Genomic DNA, 19,497 nt, shown 5'->3' on the forward strand with positions numbered 1-19,497 from the left:
GGAACAGGGGGGCAAATCCCCTGCATTTCCTTTACTCTCCAGTAACCTTAGCGGGACTTCCTCGCTTCCGCCTGCTTCACGGTCTGCTCGATGGCGCCAAACAAGGATTTACCGTCATCGCCGAGCATTTCCAGACGGACCACATCGCCAAACAGCAGGAATGGCGTGCTGGCGACGCCATCGGCGATCATCTCCTGGTTACGTCGTTCAACGATACTGGAAAACCCCTTCTTGACTTCCTTGTTGGCGACGCCGCCCGCGCTGACCACGCTGCCGGCGCGCGCATTGCGCGTCTGGCACAGATGGGCCAGCAACTGGGGGTAATTGAAGGCCATGTCGGCGCCCGCGTGGGGCTGGCCCGTCAATTTGCCGTTCAGGCTGCAGCGCAAGGCGTAATGCACCTTGCCGCCGCGCCAGGCGTCGCCCAGCTCATCGGGCGTAATCGCCACGGGCGAGCAGGCCATGGCCGGTTTCGCCTGCAGGAAACCGTAGCCACTGGCTTGCTCGTCGGCCGCCAGGTTGCGCAAGGTCACGTCGTTGACCAGCATCAGCAGCTTGATGTTCAGGTGCGCCTGGTCGGGCGTCGAGCCCATGGCCACGTCATCCGTGATGGCGGCGATGCCTGCCTCGTAATCGATGCCCCACTGCTCGTGCGCCAGGGTGATGTCGTCGTGGGCGCCGAGGAAATCATCGCTGGCGCCCTGGTACAGGCGCGGCGCCTCGCGCAAGTTGGCGGGCACATCAACGCCAGCCGCCTTGCAGGCCCGCTCGATCTGCTGCAGGTAGGATGCGCCGGCCACACGCAGGCTGCTGCGCGGCAAGGGCGCCATGCAGTTGGCCGGATCGAACTCGAAAGCGCGATGACCGCGGCCGCTGTTGATGGTCTGGTACAGCAAATCGAGCTGGGGCGCGATGAAGCTCCAGTCGTCGAGCGCCTTTTGCAGGGTCGGGGCGATGCCGTCGGCCAGGTGGGCCGTTTTCAGGTCGCGCGAGACGACAGCCAGCTGGCCGTCGCGCGTGCCATCCTTCAGGGTTGCTAATTTCATGTGCGGGAAACTTCGTCAAATGCAGGCAATAGGAGGCTAAAGACGCCAAAAAGCCGGGACATCCCCGGCTTTGGCGGCCTGGAGGAATTTAGGCCAGCAGCGCGATCTGCTCGGGAGTCAGATAGCACCAGTCGCCTTCGGCGATGCCCAGCGATTCCAGGGTCAGGCTGCCGATGGCGGAACGGTGCAGCGCGCTGCAATGGTTGCCGGCGGCGGCCAGCATGCGCTTGACCTGGTGGTATTTGCCTTGCTCAAGCACGATTTCCAGCTGGTGTTCGCCGCGCTTGACGCAGACGAGGGCTGCCAGCGGGGCCGGCTCGTCATGCAATTGCACGCCAGCCAACAGCAGGGCTACCAGCTCATCGGTCACCGGCTCTTGCGTAGTGGCCTGGTAAATCTTGGGAACGTGGCGCTTCGGCGACGATTGTGCATGGATAAACGGGCCATCGTCGGACATCAGCAGCATGCCGGTCGTATCGTGGTCGAGCCGGCCGACGGGCTGGACTTCGCGCCAGGTGAATTGTTCCGGCAGCAAGGTCAGCACGCCAGGATGATGGCTGGGTTTGCGCGAGCATTCGAAGTTGGCGGGCTTGTTCAGCGCCAGGTAGAGGTGCGCGCGGTAGACCCACTCTTCTTCGAACACGTGCAGCACCAGGCCGTCGGTCTCGACGGTGGTGCGGTAATTGGTCTGGGTGACGCCACCGATGACGACATCGCCATCCTCGATGAGGGAACGACAATATTTACGGGTGCCAAAACCCTGCGATTGCAGGATGCGGTCTAGGGATAATTTACTCATGGGCGTGACTTTACCAGAAGCGGCTGGCAGCGTGAAGCGGCGGCAGCTGGCGCCTGCACAGCGGTCCAGGCTGCACGAAACCATGGCGCATGCAGAAATACCAAAAAGAACAAGGTGAGATTTGGCGAGAAATGGTTGATTCTTTTGAGAAATATCAAGCGCTCGGAATATCGCGTTGATAGACTGAAACTTCGTTAGGAATCCGCCTAACGAGCTTTAGGAATAATAACCAAGCAACGACCCACAAGGACATTGTATGAAGCATACCGATACCATCGCCTTACAAGGCAGCATCGCCGACATGCGCCAACGCATCGCCGCGGAACAGGCGGCCATGCACAAAGTCAGGCTCGGCGTGGCCCGCTGGAGCAGCGCCCCGGCGCCGCACGATGCGGACGCGCCGCCAGCGCCTGCAGGCCAGACGCACTGGCATGCCGAGGCGCAATGCCATTTCATGTGCTGGCTGGAACTGGGCGGTTTTGCGCATGCGGACGCGAACGCGGAGAGCGACAGCGTCACCGCGCCTGCCATGGCGGACATGCCGCCCGACACCAGCGCAAACAGCAGCGCCAACAGCAACGCCAGTGCAGCGGCGGCCCGGCAGGCAAGCACCGCGCTCCTGCCCGCGCACTGCAACGGCTGCGCCGCCTGAACGCGGCCCATGCGACCAGCCATGCCCCGCCCTCGCATGCCTGCCTTGCCCGCACGCCCAGCCCAGACAACAACATCCAGCCACACCGGCCCATCTTGCACACACAAAAGGAAACGGCGGCATTGCGCCGCCGTTCCCAAGCCCCATCGGGACTTTAGTGAGGAATGTAAATTCACTCAAAACCACATCTGCGATGCGGCGAGTAGTTCCAGGACCTGCCAATCAAGTTAGTACTGACAACATAGTTGATATATCGCCCCTCCTTGAAAAGAACTACGCTTTCACTATAGCCCAAGCAGCCCCATTTTCAAGCCTATTTACCACCTTATTGAAAATCATTCTCGACTGGCTTGCCTGCCAGCCAACAGTGATGTTCTCAGCGCAACGCCGGTTGTGACTGCTGCACGGCTGCCTTCATGGCGCCCGCGCCCATGGCGGCGCCAAACTTCTTGAGTACCCGTTCCGGCAAGCCTTCATGCTGCGTGTAGTCGACGATGTCTTCCGCCTTGACGACGTCGCGCGCCACGCTGTCAACCGTGCCGAAATCGTCGGCCAGGCCCATTTCCACGGCTTTCGCGCCCGTCCAATACAGGCCCGAGAAGGTGTCAGGGGTTTCCTTCAGGCGCTTGCCTCGCCCCGCGCGCACGACGTCGATGAATTGCTGGTGGATTTCATTGAGCATGCTCTGCGCATACGCCTTGTGCTTTTCCGTCAGGGGGCTGAATGGATCCATGAAACCCTTGTTCTCGCCGGCCGTCAGCAAACGGCGCTCGACGCCGACCTTTTCCATCACGCCCGTAAAGCCGAAGCCATCCATCAGCACGCCGATGGAGCCGACCACGCTTGCCTTGTTGACGTAGATGCGGTCGGCGGCGGCCGCGATGTAATAGCCGCCCGAGGCGCACATTTCATCGACCACCACATACAAAGGCTTGTCCGGATAGCCCTTGCGCAGGCGCTGCATCTCGTCGACGATCATGCCGGCCTGCACGGGACTGCCACCGGGACTATTAATATGCAGCACCACGGCCACGGAGCCGGCGTCGGAAAACGCCTTGTCCAGCGCGGGGATGACGACGGCGGCCGAGCCGCTGCCTTCGGACTCGATGGCGCCGCTGATGTCGATCAGGGCCGTATGGCGGCCCAGGGTTTCGCTGTCGTCGGCCGTGTTGTAGTCATAAAATACCCACAGGGCGAACAGCACGATCAGCAGGCCGAAAACCTTGAAAAAGATGCTCCAGCGGCGGTGCGCGCGTTGCTCTTGCAAAGTGGCAAATACCAGCTTTTCCAGCACGTCGCGCTCCCAGTGTCCCGCAGGGGCGCCGTGGCCGGCGGCTGGCGCGCTGCTGTCCAGCTTGTCATTCGTGTTATCGCTCATGGTTCACTTTGCTTAAATTACAGAAGGCCTGCCCCGGCCTCAGGCCGGCAATGGCTGGACATATTCGTCGGGCTGCCAGTACAGCTGGCCATCACGCTCGGCCACGGCAATCGGACGCAAGCGTCCGCCCTTGCAGGGGCCGCCTGCGCACAGGCCGCTTTCCGGCACATAGATGGCGCCATGCGTCGAACACATCAGATACAAACCGCTGGACTCGAAAAACTCGCCTTCCGCCCAGTCCAGTTCGATCGGCACGTGGGCGCAACGGTTCAGGTAGCCATACGCCTTGCCGCCGTGGCGCACGACAAAGCCCGTGGTCGCTTCGCCACCGGCCGAAACGGGAAAGCGCACGCCCTTGCCGCCGTCAGCCACGGCGTCGGCGGCGCAAATGTAAATATCGACAACATCGTTCATCATGCGTGCTCGCTCAGCCATTGATGCAGCTCGGCCACCGTGGCGGCCGAATACAGGGGATTGCAAGCTTGCAACTGCGCCACGGGATGCGCCCCATACTCTACGGCAATACCAGCCGCGCCTGCATTGCTTGCCATCAATAAATCATGACTGGTGTCGCCGATCATCACGGTACGGCGCATATCCTGCCCCAGTTCGCGCGTCAGCTCCTGCAGCATGGCCGGATGGGGCTTGGAAAAGGTTTCGTCAGCACAACGCGTCGCATCGAACAGGGACAGCAGCTTGACGGCATTCAGGGAGCGGTTCAGGCCGACACGGCTCTTGCCCGTGGCAACGGCGAGAAAGTAGGCTTGTTGCGACAGTTCCTGCAACATTTCGTAGACGCCAGGAAACAGCGCCAGTTCGTGGTCGCGCGACAGGTAGTGATAACGGTAGCGTTCCGCCATGCGCGCATGGTATTTCGGCTCCACGTCGGGCATCACCAGCTGCATGGCTTCCTGCAAGCCCAGGCCGATCACATGCGAAGCGAGCAACTCGGTGGGGATAGGCAAGCCCAGGTCTTTGGCCGATGCCTGGATGCACTTGACGATGGTCGAGGTACTGTCTATCAGGGTACCGTCCCAATCGAAGACGATCAGATCAAATTGCTTTCTTGCCATGTTTCCCGACGGCATAGCCGCCGGCTCCTTGAGAATGAATGATGGCGACTGACTACCTTGTGAGTAGTGTCACGCGCACGCGTCGAATTTTATCGTGCGGCAACGGCCAATGGTTTGCCCAAGCTTACCAAGAAACGCTCGCATTCGGCAGCCAGCGGCGCGTTCAGGGTCATCGTCTTGCCCGTTTCCGGATGCGTAAACGTGATCTGGTGCGCGTGCAGGAACATGCGTTTCAGGGCGCCGCGCGTGCTGTCGGCTTTCAACAGGGCACGGTTGAGGGCAAAGTCGCCATATTTATCGTCGCCGGCGATGGGGAAACCGGACGAAGACAGGTGCACGCGGATCTGGTGCGTGCGTCCCGTCTTCAATTCCGCTTCCAGCAAGGCGAAGTTGTGATATTTATGCAACAGTGAAAACACCGTGTGCGATGCCAGGCCATCGGCCTGCACGGCCACCCGGCGCTCGCCTTCGGCCGTCGTATATTTATGCAATGGCAACTTGATATGCTGGCGTGCATTCTTCCAGTCGCCGGCCACCAGCACCAGATAGCGCTTGTCGGTGACGCCGTCGCGCATCTGTTCGTGCAAATTCGTCAATGCCGTGCGTTTCTTTGCCAGCAACAGCAAGCCGGACGTGTCGCGGTCCAGGCGGTGCACCAGTTCCAGGAACTTGGCGTCGGGGCGCGAAGCGCGCAATTGCTCGATCACGCCGAACGAGACGCCCGAGCCGCCATGCACGGCCACGCCGGCCGGCTTGTCGATGACGAGCAGCTGCGCATCTTCGAAGATGATCTTGAATTCGGCGGCCGGCGCGCCCGTGGGGGCCTTTTCGGCCACGCGCACGGGTGGAATGCGCACCACGTCGCCGGCGGCGAGACGGTACAGCTGATCGATACGGCCTTTATTAACCCGCACTTCTCCCGAACGCAATATCCGGTAGATGTGGCTTTTAGGCACTCCCTTGCACACTCTTAATAAGTAGTTGTCGATGCGCTGGCCTGCTTCTTCCTCGGCGATCGTTACGAATTGGGCTTGCGGCTGAACCGGGGGTGTTGAAGGGGGAACAACATCATTTTGACTCTTCATTTACTATGTCTTCCCAGAAATCTCTCTAAGTCCTTCATTTTGAATATATAATTGTTTTTGCTGCGGCCCTGGCTGCTGCGAGTGTAAGAATAAAAGCACATTTTACACAGGGGCGTCTCCACCGGCCTCGCCAAATTGCAAATTCGGTGGAAAAAAATGTATATGCACCATCCCTGCGCGAATCAAGGTTGCACCGTAGTTGTAATCGGATAACGCGTGGAGATGCTGAAGTGAGTGTGGGATTATAAGGATAAGTACCCGTTAGCGCGACTTATCGAGTCGGGCTCGCGGGTTGATGAAGTTGATAACGCTTGCCGTTTTCGCCAAACCCCGTATGTGGCCAAATACTGAGGGTTGTCGATGATAGGCTGAGGCCAAGCCTCGCCATCGCGATCCCTGTAATGAGCCGGCTAACGATTTTGGCTCTGAATTTGCTGACCACTTGCATTCTCTGCCCCCGATGCAGTTCATTCTCATCCGGGCTGTTTCAGATGAGTTGCAAGTGTCCTGTGCACTCGGCATGACGATCGACCTCACCGCGCCTGTTGCGGCCGTAACGTTTACCTCGTACGCGTTGTTGCTCCGCACGCCTGGGCATTTCCCCCGCCAGCACTCCCGTTCTCGCATATATCCCTGTACTTCGCCGCTTCCCCGGAAGCGGCTTTGAGATGGCCTACGGGTCGCGGAGTTATAAAAATGAAACGCATGTTGTTTAATGCCACGCAGCAAGAAGAACTGCGCGTAGCGATTGTCGACGGACAAAAACTGATCGACATCGATATCGAGACAGCCGGGCGCGAACAGCGCAAATCCAACATCTACAAGGGCGTGATCACGCGCATCGAGCCATCGCTCGAAGCGTGCTTCGTCAGCTATGGCGAAGACCGCCACGGCTTCCTGCCTTTCAAGGAAGTTGCCCGCACGTATTTCCGCGAAGGCGTCGACGTACGTAACGCTTCCGTCAAGGAAGCGCTGCGCGAAGGCCAGGAAATCATGGTCCAGGTTGAAAAGGAAGAGCGCGGCAACAAGGGCGCCGCCCTGACCTCGTTTGTTTCCCTGGCCGGCCGTTACCTGGTCTTGATGCCGAACAACCCGCGTGGCGGTGGCGTATCGCGCCGCGTGGAAGGTGAAGAGCGCCAGGAATTGCGCGAAACCATGGATAAACTGGACTTGCCAGCTGGCATGTCCGTGATCGCCCGCACGGCAGGCATCGGCCGCAACGTCGATGAACTGCAGTGGGACTTGAATTACCTGATGCAACTGTGGCGCGCCATCGAAGGCGCCGGCAAGTCGGCCAACGGCGCTTTCCTGATCTACCAGGAATCGTCGCTGGTGATCCGCGCCATCCGCGACTACTTCCAGCCCGACATCGGCGAGATCCTGATCGACACCGACGAGATCTACGACCAGGCGCACCAGTTCATGAGCCACGTGATGCCCGACATGGTGCACCGCGTAAAGCGCTACAGCGACGACGTGCCGCTGTTCTCGCGCTTCCAGATCGAACACCAGATCGAAACGGCGTACAGCCGCACCGTGCCGTTGCCATCGGGCGGCGCCATCGTGATCGACCATACCGAAGCGCTGGTCTCCGTCGACGTCAACTCGGCCCGCGCCACGCGCGGCTCGGACATCGAGACGACGGCCTTCAACACCAACTGCGAAGCGGCCGAAGAAGTGGCCCGCCAGCTGCGCTTGCGCGACTTGGGCGGCTTGATCGTCATCGACTTCATCGACATGGAAGTGGCGAAGAACCAGCGCGAAGTGGAACAGCGCCTGAAAGACGCGCTGCACCATGACCGTGCCCGCGTACAAATGGGCAAGATTTCCCGCTTCGGCCTGATGGAACTGTCGCGCCAGCGCCTGCGCCCTTCGCTGTCCGAAGGTTCGCACGTGACGTGCCCGCGCTGCTCCGGCACCGGCCACATCCGCGATACGGAATCGTCCGCCCTGCAGGTGCTGCGCATCATCCAGGAAGAGGCGATGAAGGAAAACTCGGCCACCATCCACGTGCAAGTGCCCGTGGACGTGGGCGCCTTCCTGCTCAACGAAAAGCGCGGCGAAGTGCTGAAGATCGAAAACCGCCACCGCATCGCCGTGATCCTGATCCCGAACAAGCATCTGGAAACGCCGCACTACAAGCTGGAACGCATCAAGCACGACGATCCGCGTCTGGAAGACAGCCAGGCCAGCTACAACCTGGCTGAAAGCGCTGAAACCGACATGGCTTACAGCAAGCGCCAGAAGGAAGAAGCCAAGCCGCGCCAGGAAGCCGTCGTCAAGACGATCACCCCTGACCAGCCGGCACCGCTGGTCGAGCGCAAGCCCGTCGAAGCGAAACCGGCTCCAGTGGCCGCGCCTGCCGCACCACAGGGCCTGATCGCCAAGATCATCAGCTTCTTCACCGGCGCTCCCGCACCGGTGGCACCGGCGCCCGCTCCTGTCGCTCCAGCCAAACCGGCCGGCGCCGACCGTGGCGACCGCAACAGCCGTGGCCCGCGTGGCCGTGGCCGCAACGGCAAGCCTGGCCGCGAAGAACGCGAACCGGGCCAGGGCCGTCCAGCCCAGGACGATGCAGCCAAAGAAGCGGAAGCACTGGAAAAAGCGGCCCGTCCGCCACGTCCACCGCGTCCGCCACGCGAACCGCGTGAAGCGCGCGAGGGTGGCGATGCAACGGCCGTGCCACGCGAACGCGGTGAGCGTCCGGAACGCGCGGAACGTCCTGAGCGCGCAGAGCGCCCGGAACGCGCCGAACGTCCGCCACGCCAGCCACGCGAAGGCCGCGAACCACGCGCCGACAAGGCTGTTGTTGCTGAGGTGAAAGCTGAAGAACTGGCCCTGGTTGGCGCCACCGCCAGCGCGGTGAATGTGGTCGTGGCGTCAAGCGGCCCTGAATCCGACGCCGCACCGGCGAACCTGCTGAAAGCACCGGCGAATGCCGGTCCTGAAGGCGAAGAGACGGAAAACGACGTGGAAGGCGAAGAGCCGCGCCGCCGTCGTCGTCGTGGTGGCCGCAACCGCAACCGCCGCGACCGCGAAACGGGCGAGCTGATCGAATCGGCAAACGGTGACAACGACGGCCAGGACGCGCCAGTGATCAGCTTTACGGTCGCTCCGGCGCCGGAAGCCGCCGCTGACGTCGCTGCCGCGCCAGCGGAAGCTGTAGCTGAAGCCGCACCAGCCGTCGTGGCTGAAGTGGTCGAAGTGGTGGAAGTGGCCAAGGTTGAGGAAGCCGCACCAGCTGCTGAAGTAATCGTGCCGCCAGCCCCTGTGGAAGCCGTCGTTGCTGCAGCGCAAGCTGAACCAGCCGCTGCCGAACCAGCACCCGCTGCCGAGTACAGCTTCGCCGAGAAAGCGGAAGCCGCACCGGCGCCAGCGCCTGCGCCAGCGGAAGTCATCGTCGAAGCGGCGCCAGTCGTGGAAACGGTTGCTGTCGTGGAAACCGTCGTCGTGGCGGAAGAAGTTCCAGCCGCAGCGCCAGTCGCCGAAGCGGCACCTGCCGTGGTGGAAGCGGCCCCGGTGGTTGCCGAAGTGGCTCCCGTCGCTGCTCCTGCACCAGCACCAGCACCAGCTCCCGTCGTTGCTCCTGCTCCTGCAGCACCTGCCGCCGCGCCGCTGGACTTGAGCGCTGTGCTCGGTTCGGCCGGCCTGACCCTGGCTGCCACCGATCCGGAAAAACTGCGCCTGGCGCAGGAAGCGGCCGCCAAGGCAGTCGCTCCGGTACGCAAGCCGCGCGAACGCAAGCCATTGCCGCCGCAATCGGATGAGCCGTTGATCCAGGTCAACACGCAACGTCCATAAGCGGACCGGGTTCGCCCAGCCGCCAATGATGAAGGGGAAGCTCAGGCTTCCCCTTTTTTACGTCCACTTTTTTGCCAGCCAGCCCCCATGCACGAGCACGCCACTCCTTCCCCCGTCAGCCTGCGCAGCGCCTTCTGGTACTGGCTCAAGCTGGGCTGCGTCAGCTTTGGCGGCCCGGCCGGGCAAATCGCCATAATGCATGCGGAACTGGTGGAAAAGCGGCGCTGGATTTCCGAGCAGCGTTTCCTCCACGCCTTGAACTACTGCATGTTGCTGCCAGGGCCGGAAGCGACCCAGCTGGCCATCTACATCGGCTGGCTGATGCACCGCACGCGCGGCGCGCTGGTGGCTGGCCTGCTGTTTTTGCTGCCCTCGCTGGGGGTGCTGATCGTCCTGTCCTGGCTGTACATGGCGTATGGCCACGTGGCCGCCATCGCTGGCGTCCTGTACGGCATCAAGCCGGCCGTCGTCGCCATCGTGCTGGCGGCCGCCTGGCGCCTGGGCCGGCGCACCTTGCGCAGCCCTAGCCTGATCGCCATCGCAGCGGCCGCATTTGTCGCCATCGCCGCGCTACGGCTGCCATTTCCACTGATCGTGCTCGCCGCCGCCCTGCTGGGCATGGCGGGCGGGCGCTGGCTGCCGGGCCACTTTCATGCCAACGGCGCCTCGCATGGCGGCGCGGCCCGCTACGGCGCCGCCCTGATCGATGACGACACGCCCACGCCGGAGCATGCGCGCTTCCGCTGGCCGCGCCTGCTTGGCACGGCCGCCGTGGGCCTGGCGCTGGCCTTCTTCGTCTGGCTGGGCCTGGCGCTGGCGGGCGGCGCGGACCAGCCGCTGGCGCAGATGGGCGTGTTTTTCAGCAAGGCGGCCCTGCTGACGTTCGGCGGCGCGTATGCCGTGCTGCCCTACCTGGTGCAGGGCGCCACCGACCACTACCACTGGATCAGCAGCGCGCAAATGATGGATGGCCTGGCGCTGGGCGAAACGACGCCCGGCCCGCTGATCATGATCGTCGCCTTCATCGGCTTTGTCGGCGGCTGGAGCCATGCCGTGACGGGTGAGCAGCTGTGGCTGGCGGGCGTGTGCGGCGCGCTCGTCGCCAGCTGGTTTACTTTTTTGCCCTCGTTCATCTTCATCCTGGCCGGTGCGCCGCTGGTGGAAGCGTCTCGCGGCAATCTGCGCCTGAGCGCGCCCCTGACGGCCATTTCGGCGGCCGTGGTCGGCGTCATCGCCAGCCTGGCTCTGTTCTTTGGCCGCCACGTCTTCTGGCAAGCAAACCCGCTGCCGCACTGGGACTGGCTGGCGATATTCATCGCGCTGGCGGCCGGCGTGGCGCTGATCCGGTTTCAAGTTGGCACCATCAAATTGCTGCTCGCCTGTGCCATCTTCGGCCTCGTGCTATCGTATCTGCCTTGACCGATTTAACGTAAGTGGTATCACCTTTCATGGCTGACAAGATTATCTACCTCGCCGAGGCCCGCAATGGGGCTTTGGTGATCCCCGCGCAGCTGGAAAGCCCGAGCGGCAACGTGGCCGACAGCCTGGGCCGGCCCCTGCACGACTTGCGCATCTCGATTACCGACCGCTGCAATTTCCGTTGCGTGTATTGCATGCCGAAGGACGTGTTCGACAAGAACCACGTGTACCTGCCGCACACGGATTTGCTGTCGTTCGAGGAAATCACGCGCGTCGCGCGCCTGTTCGTCGCGCACGGCGTGGAAAAGATCCGCCTGACGGGCGGCGAACCGCTGCTACGCAAGAATATCGAAAAGCTCATCGCCATGCTGGCCGCCCTGCGCACGCCGTCGGGCCAGCCGCTGGACCTGACCCTGACGACCAACGGCTCCTTGCTGGCAAGGAAAGCGCAGGCGCTCAAGGATGCGGGCCTGAACCGGGTCACCGTGTCGCTCGACTCGCTCGACGACGCCACCTTCAAGCGCATGAACGATGTGGATTTCGCCGTCGCCGACGTGCTGCACGGCATCGATGCGGCGCACGCCGCCGGCCTGGGCCCCATCAAGATCAACATGGTCGTCAAGGCCGGCATGAACGAGCAGGAAATCGTGCCCATGGCGCGCCACTTCAAGGATACGCCCTACATCCTGCGCTTCATCGAATACATGGACGTGGGCGCCTCGAACGGCTGGAACTTGCAGGAAGTCATCCCGTCCGCCGAAGTCGTGCGGCGCATCGCCGCTCACATGCCTTTGCTGCCCATCAACCCGAACTACACGGGCGAGACGGCGGCGCGCTGGCGCTATGCGGATGGCGGCGGCGAAATCGGCCTCATTTCCAGCGTCACGCAAGCGTTCTGCGCCGACTGCAGCCGCGCCCGCCTCTCGACCGAGGGCAAACTGTACACGTGTTTGTTCGCCAGCAGCGGCCACGACTTGCGCAGCCTGCTGCGCGGCGGCCGCAGCGACGCGGAAATTTCCTCGGCCGTGGCGCAGCTGTGGCGCGGCCGCGGCGACCGCTATTCGCAATTGCGCACCAGCCAGACGGATTTGACGGGCGGCGCGCTTGAGCACGGTAAAAAGAAAGTGGAAATGTCGTACATCGGTGGCTGAATCGGGCGCGGCGCGGGCCCGCCACTGCTACCATGGCGCATGCACCAATTTCCCTACCTGACATGATCAACAAACACGACATTACCGGCCTGGTCCTGGCCGGCGGCCTCGGCACGCGCATGGGCCAGCGCGACAAGGGCATGCTGCCCCTGCATGGACAGCCCCTGGCGCGCCACGTGCTGCAGCGCCTGGCGCCGCAAGTGGGCCAGCTGGCCATCAGTGTCCACGCGGATGCGGGCGATTACGCAAGCTTCGGCCTGCCCGTGTGGCCGGACGTGCTGCCGGGCCAGCTCGGTCCCCTGGCGGGTTTGCACAGCGGCATGCGGCACGCCGGCACGCCCTACCTGCTGACCGTGCCCTGCGACTCTCCCTTGCTGCCGCCCGACCTGGCGGCGCGCCTGGCCGCTGGCTTGATGCAAAACAATGCCGACCTGGCCATCGCCGTCACCGAGGAAATCGATGCGGCGACGGGTCAGACTGTGCGCCGCCCGCACCCCGTCTTCTGTCTCGTCAAGACTGCCGCCCTGCCCCAGTTAGACGCTTATCTGCGCGGTGGGGAACGCCGCATGCGCACCTGGCACGGCCCCCTGAAGCTGGCCGAAGTACTGTTCGAGAACAATAGCGCGTTCGGCAACATCAATACCCCGGACGAGCTGGCCGCCCTGCAGGCGCAGGGCTTGTCCGTGCCGATGGCGCAAGCCATCCTGGCCGACACGGTCGCGCCCGTCGCCGAGATCGAGGAACTGCCGCTGCCGCAAGCGTTCGAGCGCATCCTGGCGGCCGACATCGTCTCGCCCATCAGCGTGCCCGCGCACGACAATTCCGCCATGGATGGCTATGCGCTGCATGGCGACGACCTCGGTGGCGACACGCCCGTGACCCTGGCCGTGGTCGATACCATCCTGGCCGGCCGCCCGGGTACGGTCACCGTACAGCGCGGACAATGCGCGCGCATCATGACGGGCGCCGTCATGCCGGACGGCTGCGACAGCGTGGTGCCGCAGGAACTGGTACAGCAAGCCAGCGCAAGCAGCATTACCGTGGCGCCCGACTGCATCCGCCCCGGCGACAACCGCCGTTTCAAGGGCGAAGACTTGATGCAGGGCCAACCTGCGCTGCTGCAAGGCAAGACACTCGGGCCGGCCGAACTGGGTTTGCTCGCCTCGCTGGGCATCGCCACGGTACCCGTGCGCCGCCGCCTGCGCGTGGCCTTCTTTTCCACCGGCGACGAATTGCGCTCGATCGGCGAGCCGCTGGATGCCGGCTGCATCTACGACAGCAACCGCTACACCCTGCTGGGCATGCTGACCCGCCTCGGCTGCGAGGTGCTCGACATGGGCATCGTCAAGGACAATCCGCAGGCGCTGGAAGTAGCCCTGCGCGGCGCCTGTGCCTCGGCCGACGTCATCGTCACCTCGGGCGGCGTGTCCAGCGGCGCGGCCGATTTTACGCGCGATATCCTGGCGCGCCTCGGTGAAGTGGCCTTCTGGCAAATCAACATGCGTCCGGGCCGCCCCATGGCCTTTGGCCGGATTGCCAGCGAGGGCGACATGGCTTTGCTGCTGGGCCTGCCCGGCAACCCCGTGGCCGTGATGGCGGCGTTTTATTTCCTCGCCCGCCCCACCCTGCTACGCCTGATGGGCGCCGATGCGGACACGGCCGCCCTGGCGCTGCTGCAGGTGGCGGCGCAAGCGGCGATCCGCAAAAAACGGGGCCGCACGGAATATCAGCGCGGCATCGTCGAACGGGGCCCGGACGGACGCCAGCACGTGCGCTTGACGGGGGCGCAAGGCTCGGGCATCCTGCACTCCATGACGCAAGCCAATTGCATTATCGTGCTGCACGAAGCGCAAGGCCATGTGGCCGCCGGCGACCTGGTCGATATCGTACTATTCCATGGACTGATATGAAACTGATACTGACACTGGCCCTGCTGCAGGGCATGACGGCGTACGCCGGCGAAGTCCACAGCAATGGCTACACGGTGCGCTTCGACGAGCGCATCGAGGAAGCAAGCGGTGACTTGCACGGCGCAACCGCGGGCCGCGTCAGCATCGTGCGCACCAGCGACCAGGCGCTCGTGTGGCAGGAAAACACGCCCTTGCGCCCCGATTGCGGCGTCGTTGCGGCCGTCACCGCCATCAACGACCGCTTCGTGGCCGTGTGCGGCCACTTGGGCGGGCGCCACTACACGCAAAAGATTATCTTCATGCAGGGCAACGCACTCTCCATGGTCAGCGTGGACCAGTACGACTCGCCCAGTCCCGTGCGCGTGGAGCGCAACGGATCGCTGGCCATCGACGTCCAGCGGCGCGACCGCTTTCCTGGCGAACTGACGGGGCCGCATTACTTTCCCACCGTGTACCGTTTGCACCACGATGACGCCACGTTCGGCTTCGTCCCCAGCTTTGACGGCGATGCCGCCGAGCGCTACTGGCAGCACTACCGCGCCACGCGCCAGGCGGCGCCGGCGGCGGCCGTGCTGCCGGAACTGCTGGCCTCCCTGCTGGCGGCCCAGGCCGGCAAGCAATCGATCTGCGCGGAACTGGACACGCTTACCGTGGATTTGCAGCAGGGGCAACAGCATGATGCGCAAGGCGCGCGCACCTTGATGAGCACGTGGCTGCACAAACTGCCCGCCATCGGCTATCCCGCCTTCGATACGCAAGCCTGCCCGGGCCGCATCTAGATCGTTGCACCGCCGCCTGCCGGCGGCGCATCCCTCAAAACCCTCCGCCCTCCAAACGGCCCGCCTTGCGCGGGCCGTTTGCATTACCCCTTCGCAATCAATTTCCCCATGCGGCAACTGCTCGCCTATTGAGATAAAAATACTAATTATTTCTTTAAATAACATATCAACAAACACAACACAAATTGTAATAATTTTATTTATTTGTTGATATGAGAGTTTCTTCGGTGATAACATCCGATCTCGCATAAAATTCAATTTTGATATTGTTTTCACGAGGAAACTAATAATGAGACACCGTTCATGGATCGCGGGCGCCGGCATGCTGGGAGCGGCTTGTCTGCTCGGCATGCTGTCGCTGGCGCCGCTGCCCGCTGATGCCAAAGGGGCCCCACGGGCCGATGTGCTGGAACACTGCAGCTGGAATCGCCCGGGCGTCGACCCGTTCATGGGGGATGTCGTTGCCGCCGTGGACCGCTACCCGGACATCGCGCCGCAGGTGCGCGAGCAATTGAAGGCGCGCATGCGCGCGCGCCAGTATGATGAAATCGTCGTGATCAGCCGCGACGCCATCCGCGGCAAGGGCAATTACGATGCACGCATCAGCGACATGCATTTCGGGCCGGGCCGCGTTTGCCGCAATGTCACGCGTGCAGGCTGGAGCGAGCAGATGCAGGAACGGGGACTCGTGTACTGCGTACAGGGAGCCTGCATCCTCGTGCCCACCGTGTGCCGCAATGTCAGCCGCATCACGCAGGCGGCGGCCGGACCGCGCGGCGCCGGTGCAGCCCCTGGCGGAGCTGCGCCAGGCGGCGCAACGCCGGTGGCCACCGCACCTGCAGCAACGCCTGCCACGGCGGGCGTGCCCGTCATCGAGCATCCCGCCGGCGCGCATGGCGGTTCGTTCACGGGCGTGCCGCCGGCCGTGGTGGCCAGCCTGCCCCTGCTGGTCTTCGATGTCGTGCGCACCGGCAACGACACGATGCTGCCGTCGAGCATAGGCGGTGGCCAGCCACCACGCGGCAGCAGCATCATCGCCGAGCCGTTTATCCCCACCGTCATCCTGCCCTCGCTGCCGCCCACCGACCTGTCCGTCCTGCCGGCCGTGCCGGAACCGCACACCTGGGCCATGCTGCTGGCGGGACTGGCGCTGCTGGTCAGTACCACGCTGCGCCGCCGGCCGGCGGCCGCGGCCTGAACGCGGGCGGCGCTATTCGCCGTCGGCCTCGGCGGACAGACCAGCGTCCGCCTTACCCAGCAGCAAGGCGGCCGCCTCGCCCGGCAAGGCTTCCACGGATTTCAATTTGCGCGCCATCTGCCGGCTGCGCACTTCCGCACTTTCGATATTCTTCGCCGCCTTTTCCAGGGTCAGGCGGGTTTGCGACAGCACGTCGCCGAACTTGCCAAACTCCGTCTTGACGGCGCCCAGCACTTGCCACACTTCCGACGAGCGTTTTTCCAGCGCCAGGGTGCGGAAACCCATCTGCAGGCTGTTGAGCAAGGCAGTCAGGGTGGAGGGCCCGGCGATGCTGACCCGGTGCACGCGCTGCAATTCGTCGGCCAGGCCCGGACGGCGCAGCACTTCCGCATACAAGCCTTCCGTGGGCAGGAACAGGATGGCGAAATCCGTCGTTTGCGGCGGCGCCAGGTATTTTTCGGCGATGGTTTTCGCCTCGCCCCGCACGGCCCGTTCCAGCTCGCGTCCGGCCAGGGCCACGCCCTCGGCATCGGCCCGCTCGGCCGCTTCGACCAGGCGCTCGTACTGTTCCTTGGGGAACTTCGCATCGATCGGCATCCACACGGGCGGCCCGCCATCAAGCATGCCCGGCAACTTCAGGGCGAATTCCACGCGCGCGCCGCTGCCCGGCACCGTTTCCACGTTCTTCGCGTACTGGTCGACAGTGAGTACCTGCTCCAGCAGCATTTCCAGCTGCACTTCGCCCCACGTGCCGCGCGTCTTGACGTTGGTGAGCACCCGCTTCAAATCGCCCACGCCCAGCGCCAGCTGCTGCATTTCGCCGAGGCCCTGGTGGACTTTTTCCAGCCGCTCGGACACTTGCTGGAACGAGGCCGTCAAACGCGTCTCCAGCGTCGCGTGCAGTTTCTCGTCGACCGTCTTGCGCATCTCTTCCAGGCGCGCGCCATTATCGGCCTGCAAGTCGCGGATCTTGTTTTCCAGGGTGGCGCGCACTTCCAGCATGCGCTGCGCATTCGATTCCGTCAGCTGCGCCAGCGTCTGGTTGGTGCTGTCGGCAAAGCGCGCCAGGCTTTGCGCCTGCTCTTCGCGTCCGACTTTCCCCTGCGCCTGCATCTGCGTGCGCAGGCTGTCGAGCTGTTGCAAGGTCGCCGCCTGGAATTGCGCCAGGCTGGCGGCCAGGTCTTGCCGCGTGGCTTGCGCCGACGCCTGCAGTTGCAGCCGCACTTCGCGCTCGACCCGGTCGATGCGTTCCAGGCTTTGCTGCTGGTGCTGCTGCACCAGGGCCAGGGTGGTGGCGCCATCGCCGGCCGCGCCACGGGGGCGCAGCAAGATCAATAGCAACAGGACGATGGCGACGATGGCGGCGCCCAGCAGGCTGTAAAACTCGATAGGGCTCATGGCTGTCAGTCAGGTTTGTTGCGCATCCAGTCGGCCGTCTGATAGAACGATTCCATCAGGCGCACGCGCAAGGACTCTTCGATGCCCGTGTCTTCCATGGCCCAGGCCATGGCGCGCAGCCACTGGTCGCGCTCGTTGGTGCCGATGGCGTAGGGCAAGTGACGGGCGCGCAGGCGCGGGTGGCCGAATTTCTCGATATACAAGTCCGGTCCGCCCATCCAGCCCGTCAGGAAGAAATACAGCTTGTCGCGCGAGCCGTCCGTCGACGGTGGATGCATGACGCGGATGCCGGCGAACTCGGCTTCGAGCTCCATCAAGTCATAAAAACGGTCGACCATTTCACGCAGCACGGGGGCGCCGCCGATGGTCTCGTACAGGGTAGGGGCAGTGGTATCAGTCATGGCCGCCATGATAGCGCAAGCGCCGGCGGCCCATGCGGCGCCGGCGCCTCTGCCACAATAAAAAGCAATATACTTGACCACTCAAGCTTATATCAACTACCATGCAATCTTTAAACACGGACAAAACCACCATGTCGACCACCGCAGAATCGCATTTGCTACGCAATACCAATTTCCGCTGGCTGCTGGGCGGCGGCCTCGTGTCCATGCTGGGCGACCAGTTCAGCATGCTGGCCCTGCCCTGGCTGGTGCTGAGCCTGACGAACGATAGCCTCAGCCTGGGCATCGCCGTGGCCCTGATGGGCGCGCCGCGCGCCGTGCTCATCTTGTTCGGTGGCGCCATCGCCGACCGCTACTCGCCCCAGCGCGTGCTGCAGCTGAGTAAATATGCGAACGCCGCCATCCTGCTGGCGCTGTCCGGCCTGCTGATGCTGGACCAGGCCAGCCTGGCGCTCGCGTATGCGGCCGCGCTGGCGCTGGGCATCGCATCCGCCTTCGCCATTCCCGCCGGCACGGCCATCCTGCCGCAAGCCGTGCCGCCGCAATCGTTGCAGAGCGCCAATGGCTTGCAGATGGGTGCGCGCCAGTTGTCCTTGCTGGCCGGCCCCCTGCTGGCGGCGCTCGTGCTCGGCGCCCACGGGGGCGGGCAGAAAACCGCTATGGCGGCGCTGGCCGCCGCCTTTGCCATCGATGCGCTGACGTTTCTGTTTTCCGTCTGGACCTTGCGGCAAGTCAAGCTGCGGCCACTGGCAGCGGCCACGGTGCAGGGCATGTGGCGCGACATGGCGGCGGGCCTGGCCATGGTGTGGCGCGACCTTCCTTTGCGCAGCTGCTATGCCTACTGGGCCGTGGTGGCGTTCTTCGTCATGGGTCCGCTGCAAGTGGCCTTGCCCGTGCTGGCCAGCGAGCGCCTGCACGGCGCCGCGGCGCTGGGACTGCTGATGGGCGCGCATGGCGCCGGCACCCTGGCCGGCATGCTGGCGTCCAGCCTGGGCGGCACCTGGCTGCGACGCCGCTTCGGCGCCACCCTGCTGCTGGTCGATGCGGTCGTCGGCCTGCTGCTGATGGGGCTGGGACAAGTCGACACGGCCTGGCAAGGCGCGGCCCTGCTGGCCGTGACGGGGCTGCTGGGCGGTTACTTGCAGGTGGCCATCTTTACGTGGATACAGCGGCGCGTGGCGCCCGCCATGCTGGGCCGGGCGATGGCGCTGTTCATGGGCATCTTCCTGGGCCTGGCGCCGCTGTCGGCGGCCGCCACGGGCGCGCTGCTGCGCCACGTCACCGTGGGCGAGCTGTTCTGCGGCGGCGGCGCCCTGCTGCTGGCGGCCGCCGTGGCCGCCGCCCTGCTGACCGGCATCCCCCGCATCGGGGAAGCCGATTGCGTCATTCAACCTTGAGAAAGTTTTA

General features: G+C 63.9%; 16 protein-coding genes. 8 read left to right on the top strand and 8 right to left on the bottom strand.

The features are described 5' to 3' along the window. Positions 1-47: 47 nt before the first annotated feature. Both FG13_RS12925 and FG13_RS12930 read right to left on the bottom strand, forming a co-directional pair. Positions 48-1,046: a fumarylacetoacetate hydrolase family protein gene (locus FG13_RS12925; RefSeq protein WP_035821420.1), complete on the bottom strand. Its 999-nt coding sequence runs from the start codon at positions 1,044-1,046 to the stop codon at positions 48-50. A gap of 88 nt (positions 1,047-1,134) precedes the next feature. Further along, positions 1,135-1,845: a pseudouridine synthase gene (locus FG13_RS12930; RefSeq protein WP_035828038.1), complete on the bottom strand. Its 711-nt coding sequence runs from the start codon at positions 1,843-1,845 to the stop codon at positions 1,135-1,137. Positions 1,846-2,101: 256 nt separating this feature from the next. Between FG13_RS12930 and FG13_RS29025 the strand changes: the two genes are divergently transcribed. Continuing rightward, positions 2,102-2,497, top strand: a complete 396-nt coding sequence (locus FG13_RS29025) for a hypothetical protein (protein ID WP_051958995.1) — start codon at positions 2,102-2,104, stop codon at positions 2,495-2,497. A gap of 376 nt (positions 2,498-2,873) precedes the next feature. Here the strand turns inward: FG13_RS29025 and FG13_RS12940 are convergent, their stop codons facing one another. From FG13_RS12940 to FG13_RS12955, 4 genes are all read right to left on the bottom strand, one after another. Continuing rightward, the gene (locus FG13_RS12940; RefSeq protein WP_035821422.1) at positions 2,874-3,875 is read right to left on the bottom strand and encodes a S49 family peptidase; all 1,002 of its coding nucleotides are present in this window, start codon (positions 3,873-3,875) and stop codon (positions 2,874-2,876) included. Between the two features lie 39 nt (positions 3,876-3,914). Next, the gene (locus tag FG13_RS12945) at positions 3,915-4,292 is read right to left on the bottom strand and encodes a Rieske (2Fe-2S) protein (RefSeq protein ID WP_099402980.1); all 378 of its coding nucleotides are present in this window, start codon (positions 4,290-4,292) and stop codon (positions 3,915-3,917) included. Further along, complete coding sequence (locus FG13_RS12950) at positions 4,289-4,948, bottom strand: HAD-IIIA family hydrolase (RefSeq protein ID WP_035821424.1); 660 nt, start codon at positions 4,946-4,948, stop codon at positions 4,289-4,291. The genes FG13_RS12945 and FG13_RS12950 overlap by 4 nt, the downstream gene beginning before the upstream one ends. Positions 4,949-5,037: 89 nt before the next feature. Then, the gene (locus tag FG13_RS12955) at positions 5,038-6,033 is read right to left on the bottom strand and encodes an RluA family pseudouridine synthase (protein WP_034754116.1); all 996 of its coding nucleotides are present in this window, start codon (positions 6,031-6,033) and stop codon (positions 5,038-5,040) included. A 696-nt stretch (positions 6,034-6,729) separates the two neighbouring features. On the opposite strand from FG13_RS12955, the gene FG13_RS12960 reads away from it, so the two are divergent. The 6 genes from FG13_RS12960 (at position 6,730) to FG13_RS12985 (ending at position 16,291) form a co-directional block, all read left to right on the top strand. Continuing rightward, entirely contained in the window at positions 6,730-9,834 is a 3,105-nt protein-coding gene (locus FG13_RS12960; RefSeq protein WP_035821425.1) for an Rne/Rng family ribonuclease, read from the top strand. An 87-nt stretch (positions 9,835-9,921) separates the two neighbouring features. Further along, positions 9,922-11,253 carry a chromate efflux transporter gene (chrA, locus tag FG13_RS12965; RefSeq protein WP_035821426.1) on the top strand — a complete coding sequence of 444 codons (1,332 nt, stop codon included), beginning with the start codon at positions 9,922-9,924 and terminating at the stop codon, positions 11,251-11,253. Between the two features lie 29 nt (positions 11,254-11,282). After that, complete coding sequence (gene moaA, locus FG13_RS12970) at positions 11,283-12,404, top strand: GTP 3',8-cyclase MoaA (RefSeq protein ID WP_035821428.1); 1,122 nt, start codon at positions 11,283-11,285, stop codon at positions 12,402-12,404. Between the two features lie 62 nt (positions 12,405-12,466). Continuing rightward, positions 12,467-14,314, top strand: coding sequence for a molybdopterin molybdotransferase MoeA (gene moeA / locus FG13_RS12975; RefSeq protein ID WP_035821431.1), 1,848 nt, complete (start codon positions 12,467-12,469; stop codon positions 14,312-14,314). Next, entirely contained in the window at positions 14,311-15,093 is a 783-nt protein-coding gene (locus FG13_RS12980; RefSeq protein ID WP_035821434.1) for a hypothetical protein, read from the top strand. Before moeA ends, FG13_RS12980 begins: the two co-directional genes overlap by 4 nt. 289 nt (positions 15,094-15,382) lie before the next feature. Beyond that, positions 15,383-16,291: an MHFG family PEP-CTERM protein gene (locus FG13_RS12985; protein ID WP_051958996.1), complete on the top strand. Its 909-nt coding sequence runs from the start codon at positions 15,383-15,385 to the stop codon at positions 16,289-16,291. Positions 16,292-16,303: 12 nt separating this feature from the next. Here the strand turns inward: FG13_RS12985 and rmuC are convergent, their stop codons facing one another. Together rmuC and FG13_RS12995 are read right to left on the bottom strand one after the other, a co-directional pair. After that, positions 16,304-17,689, bottom strand: coding sequence for a DNA recombination protein RmuC (gene rmuC, locus FG13_RS12990; RefSeq protein WP_035821436.1), 1,386 nt, complete (start codon positions 17,687-17,689; stop codon positions 16,304-16,306). Between the two features lie 5 nt (positions 17,690-17,694). After that, positions 17,695-18,090, bottom strand: a complete 396-nt coding sequence (locus tag FG13_RS12995) for a group II truncated hemoglobin (protein ID WP_035828045.1) — start codon at positions 18,088-18,090, stop codon at positions 17,695-17,697. Positions 18,091-18,191: 101 nt separating this feature from the next. Here FG13_RS12995 and FG13_RS13000 point away from each other — a divergent pair, with 101 nt between their 5' ends. Continuing rightward, entirely contained in the window at positions 18,192-19,487 is a 1,296-nt protein-coding gene (locus tag FG13_RS13000) for an MFS transporter (RefSeq protein WP_235211727.1), read from the top strand. The last annotated feature ends 10 nt before the right edge of the window (positions 19,488-19,497 follow it).

This window comes from Janthinobacterium sp. RA13, assembly GCF_000745325.1.
In the GTDB taxonomy this organism is placed as follows: Bacteria; Pseudomonadota; Gammaproteobacteria; order Burkholderiales; family Burkholderiaceae_D; genus Janthinobacterium; species Janthinobacterium rivuli.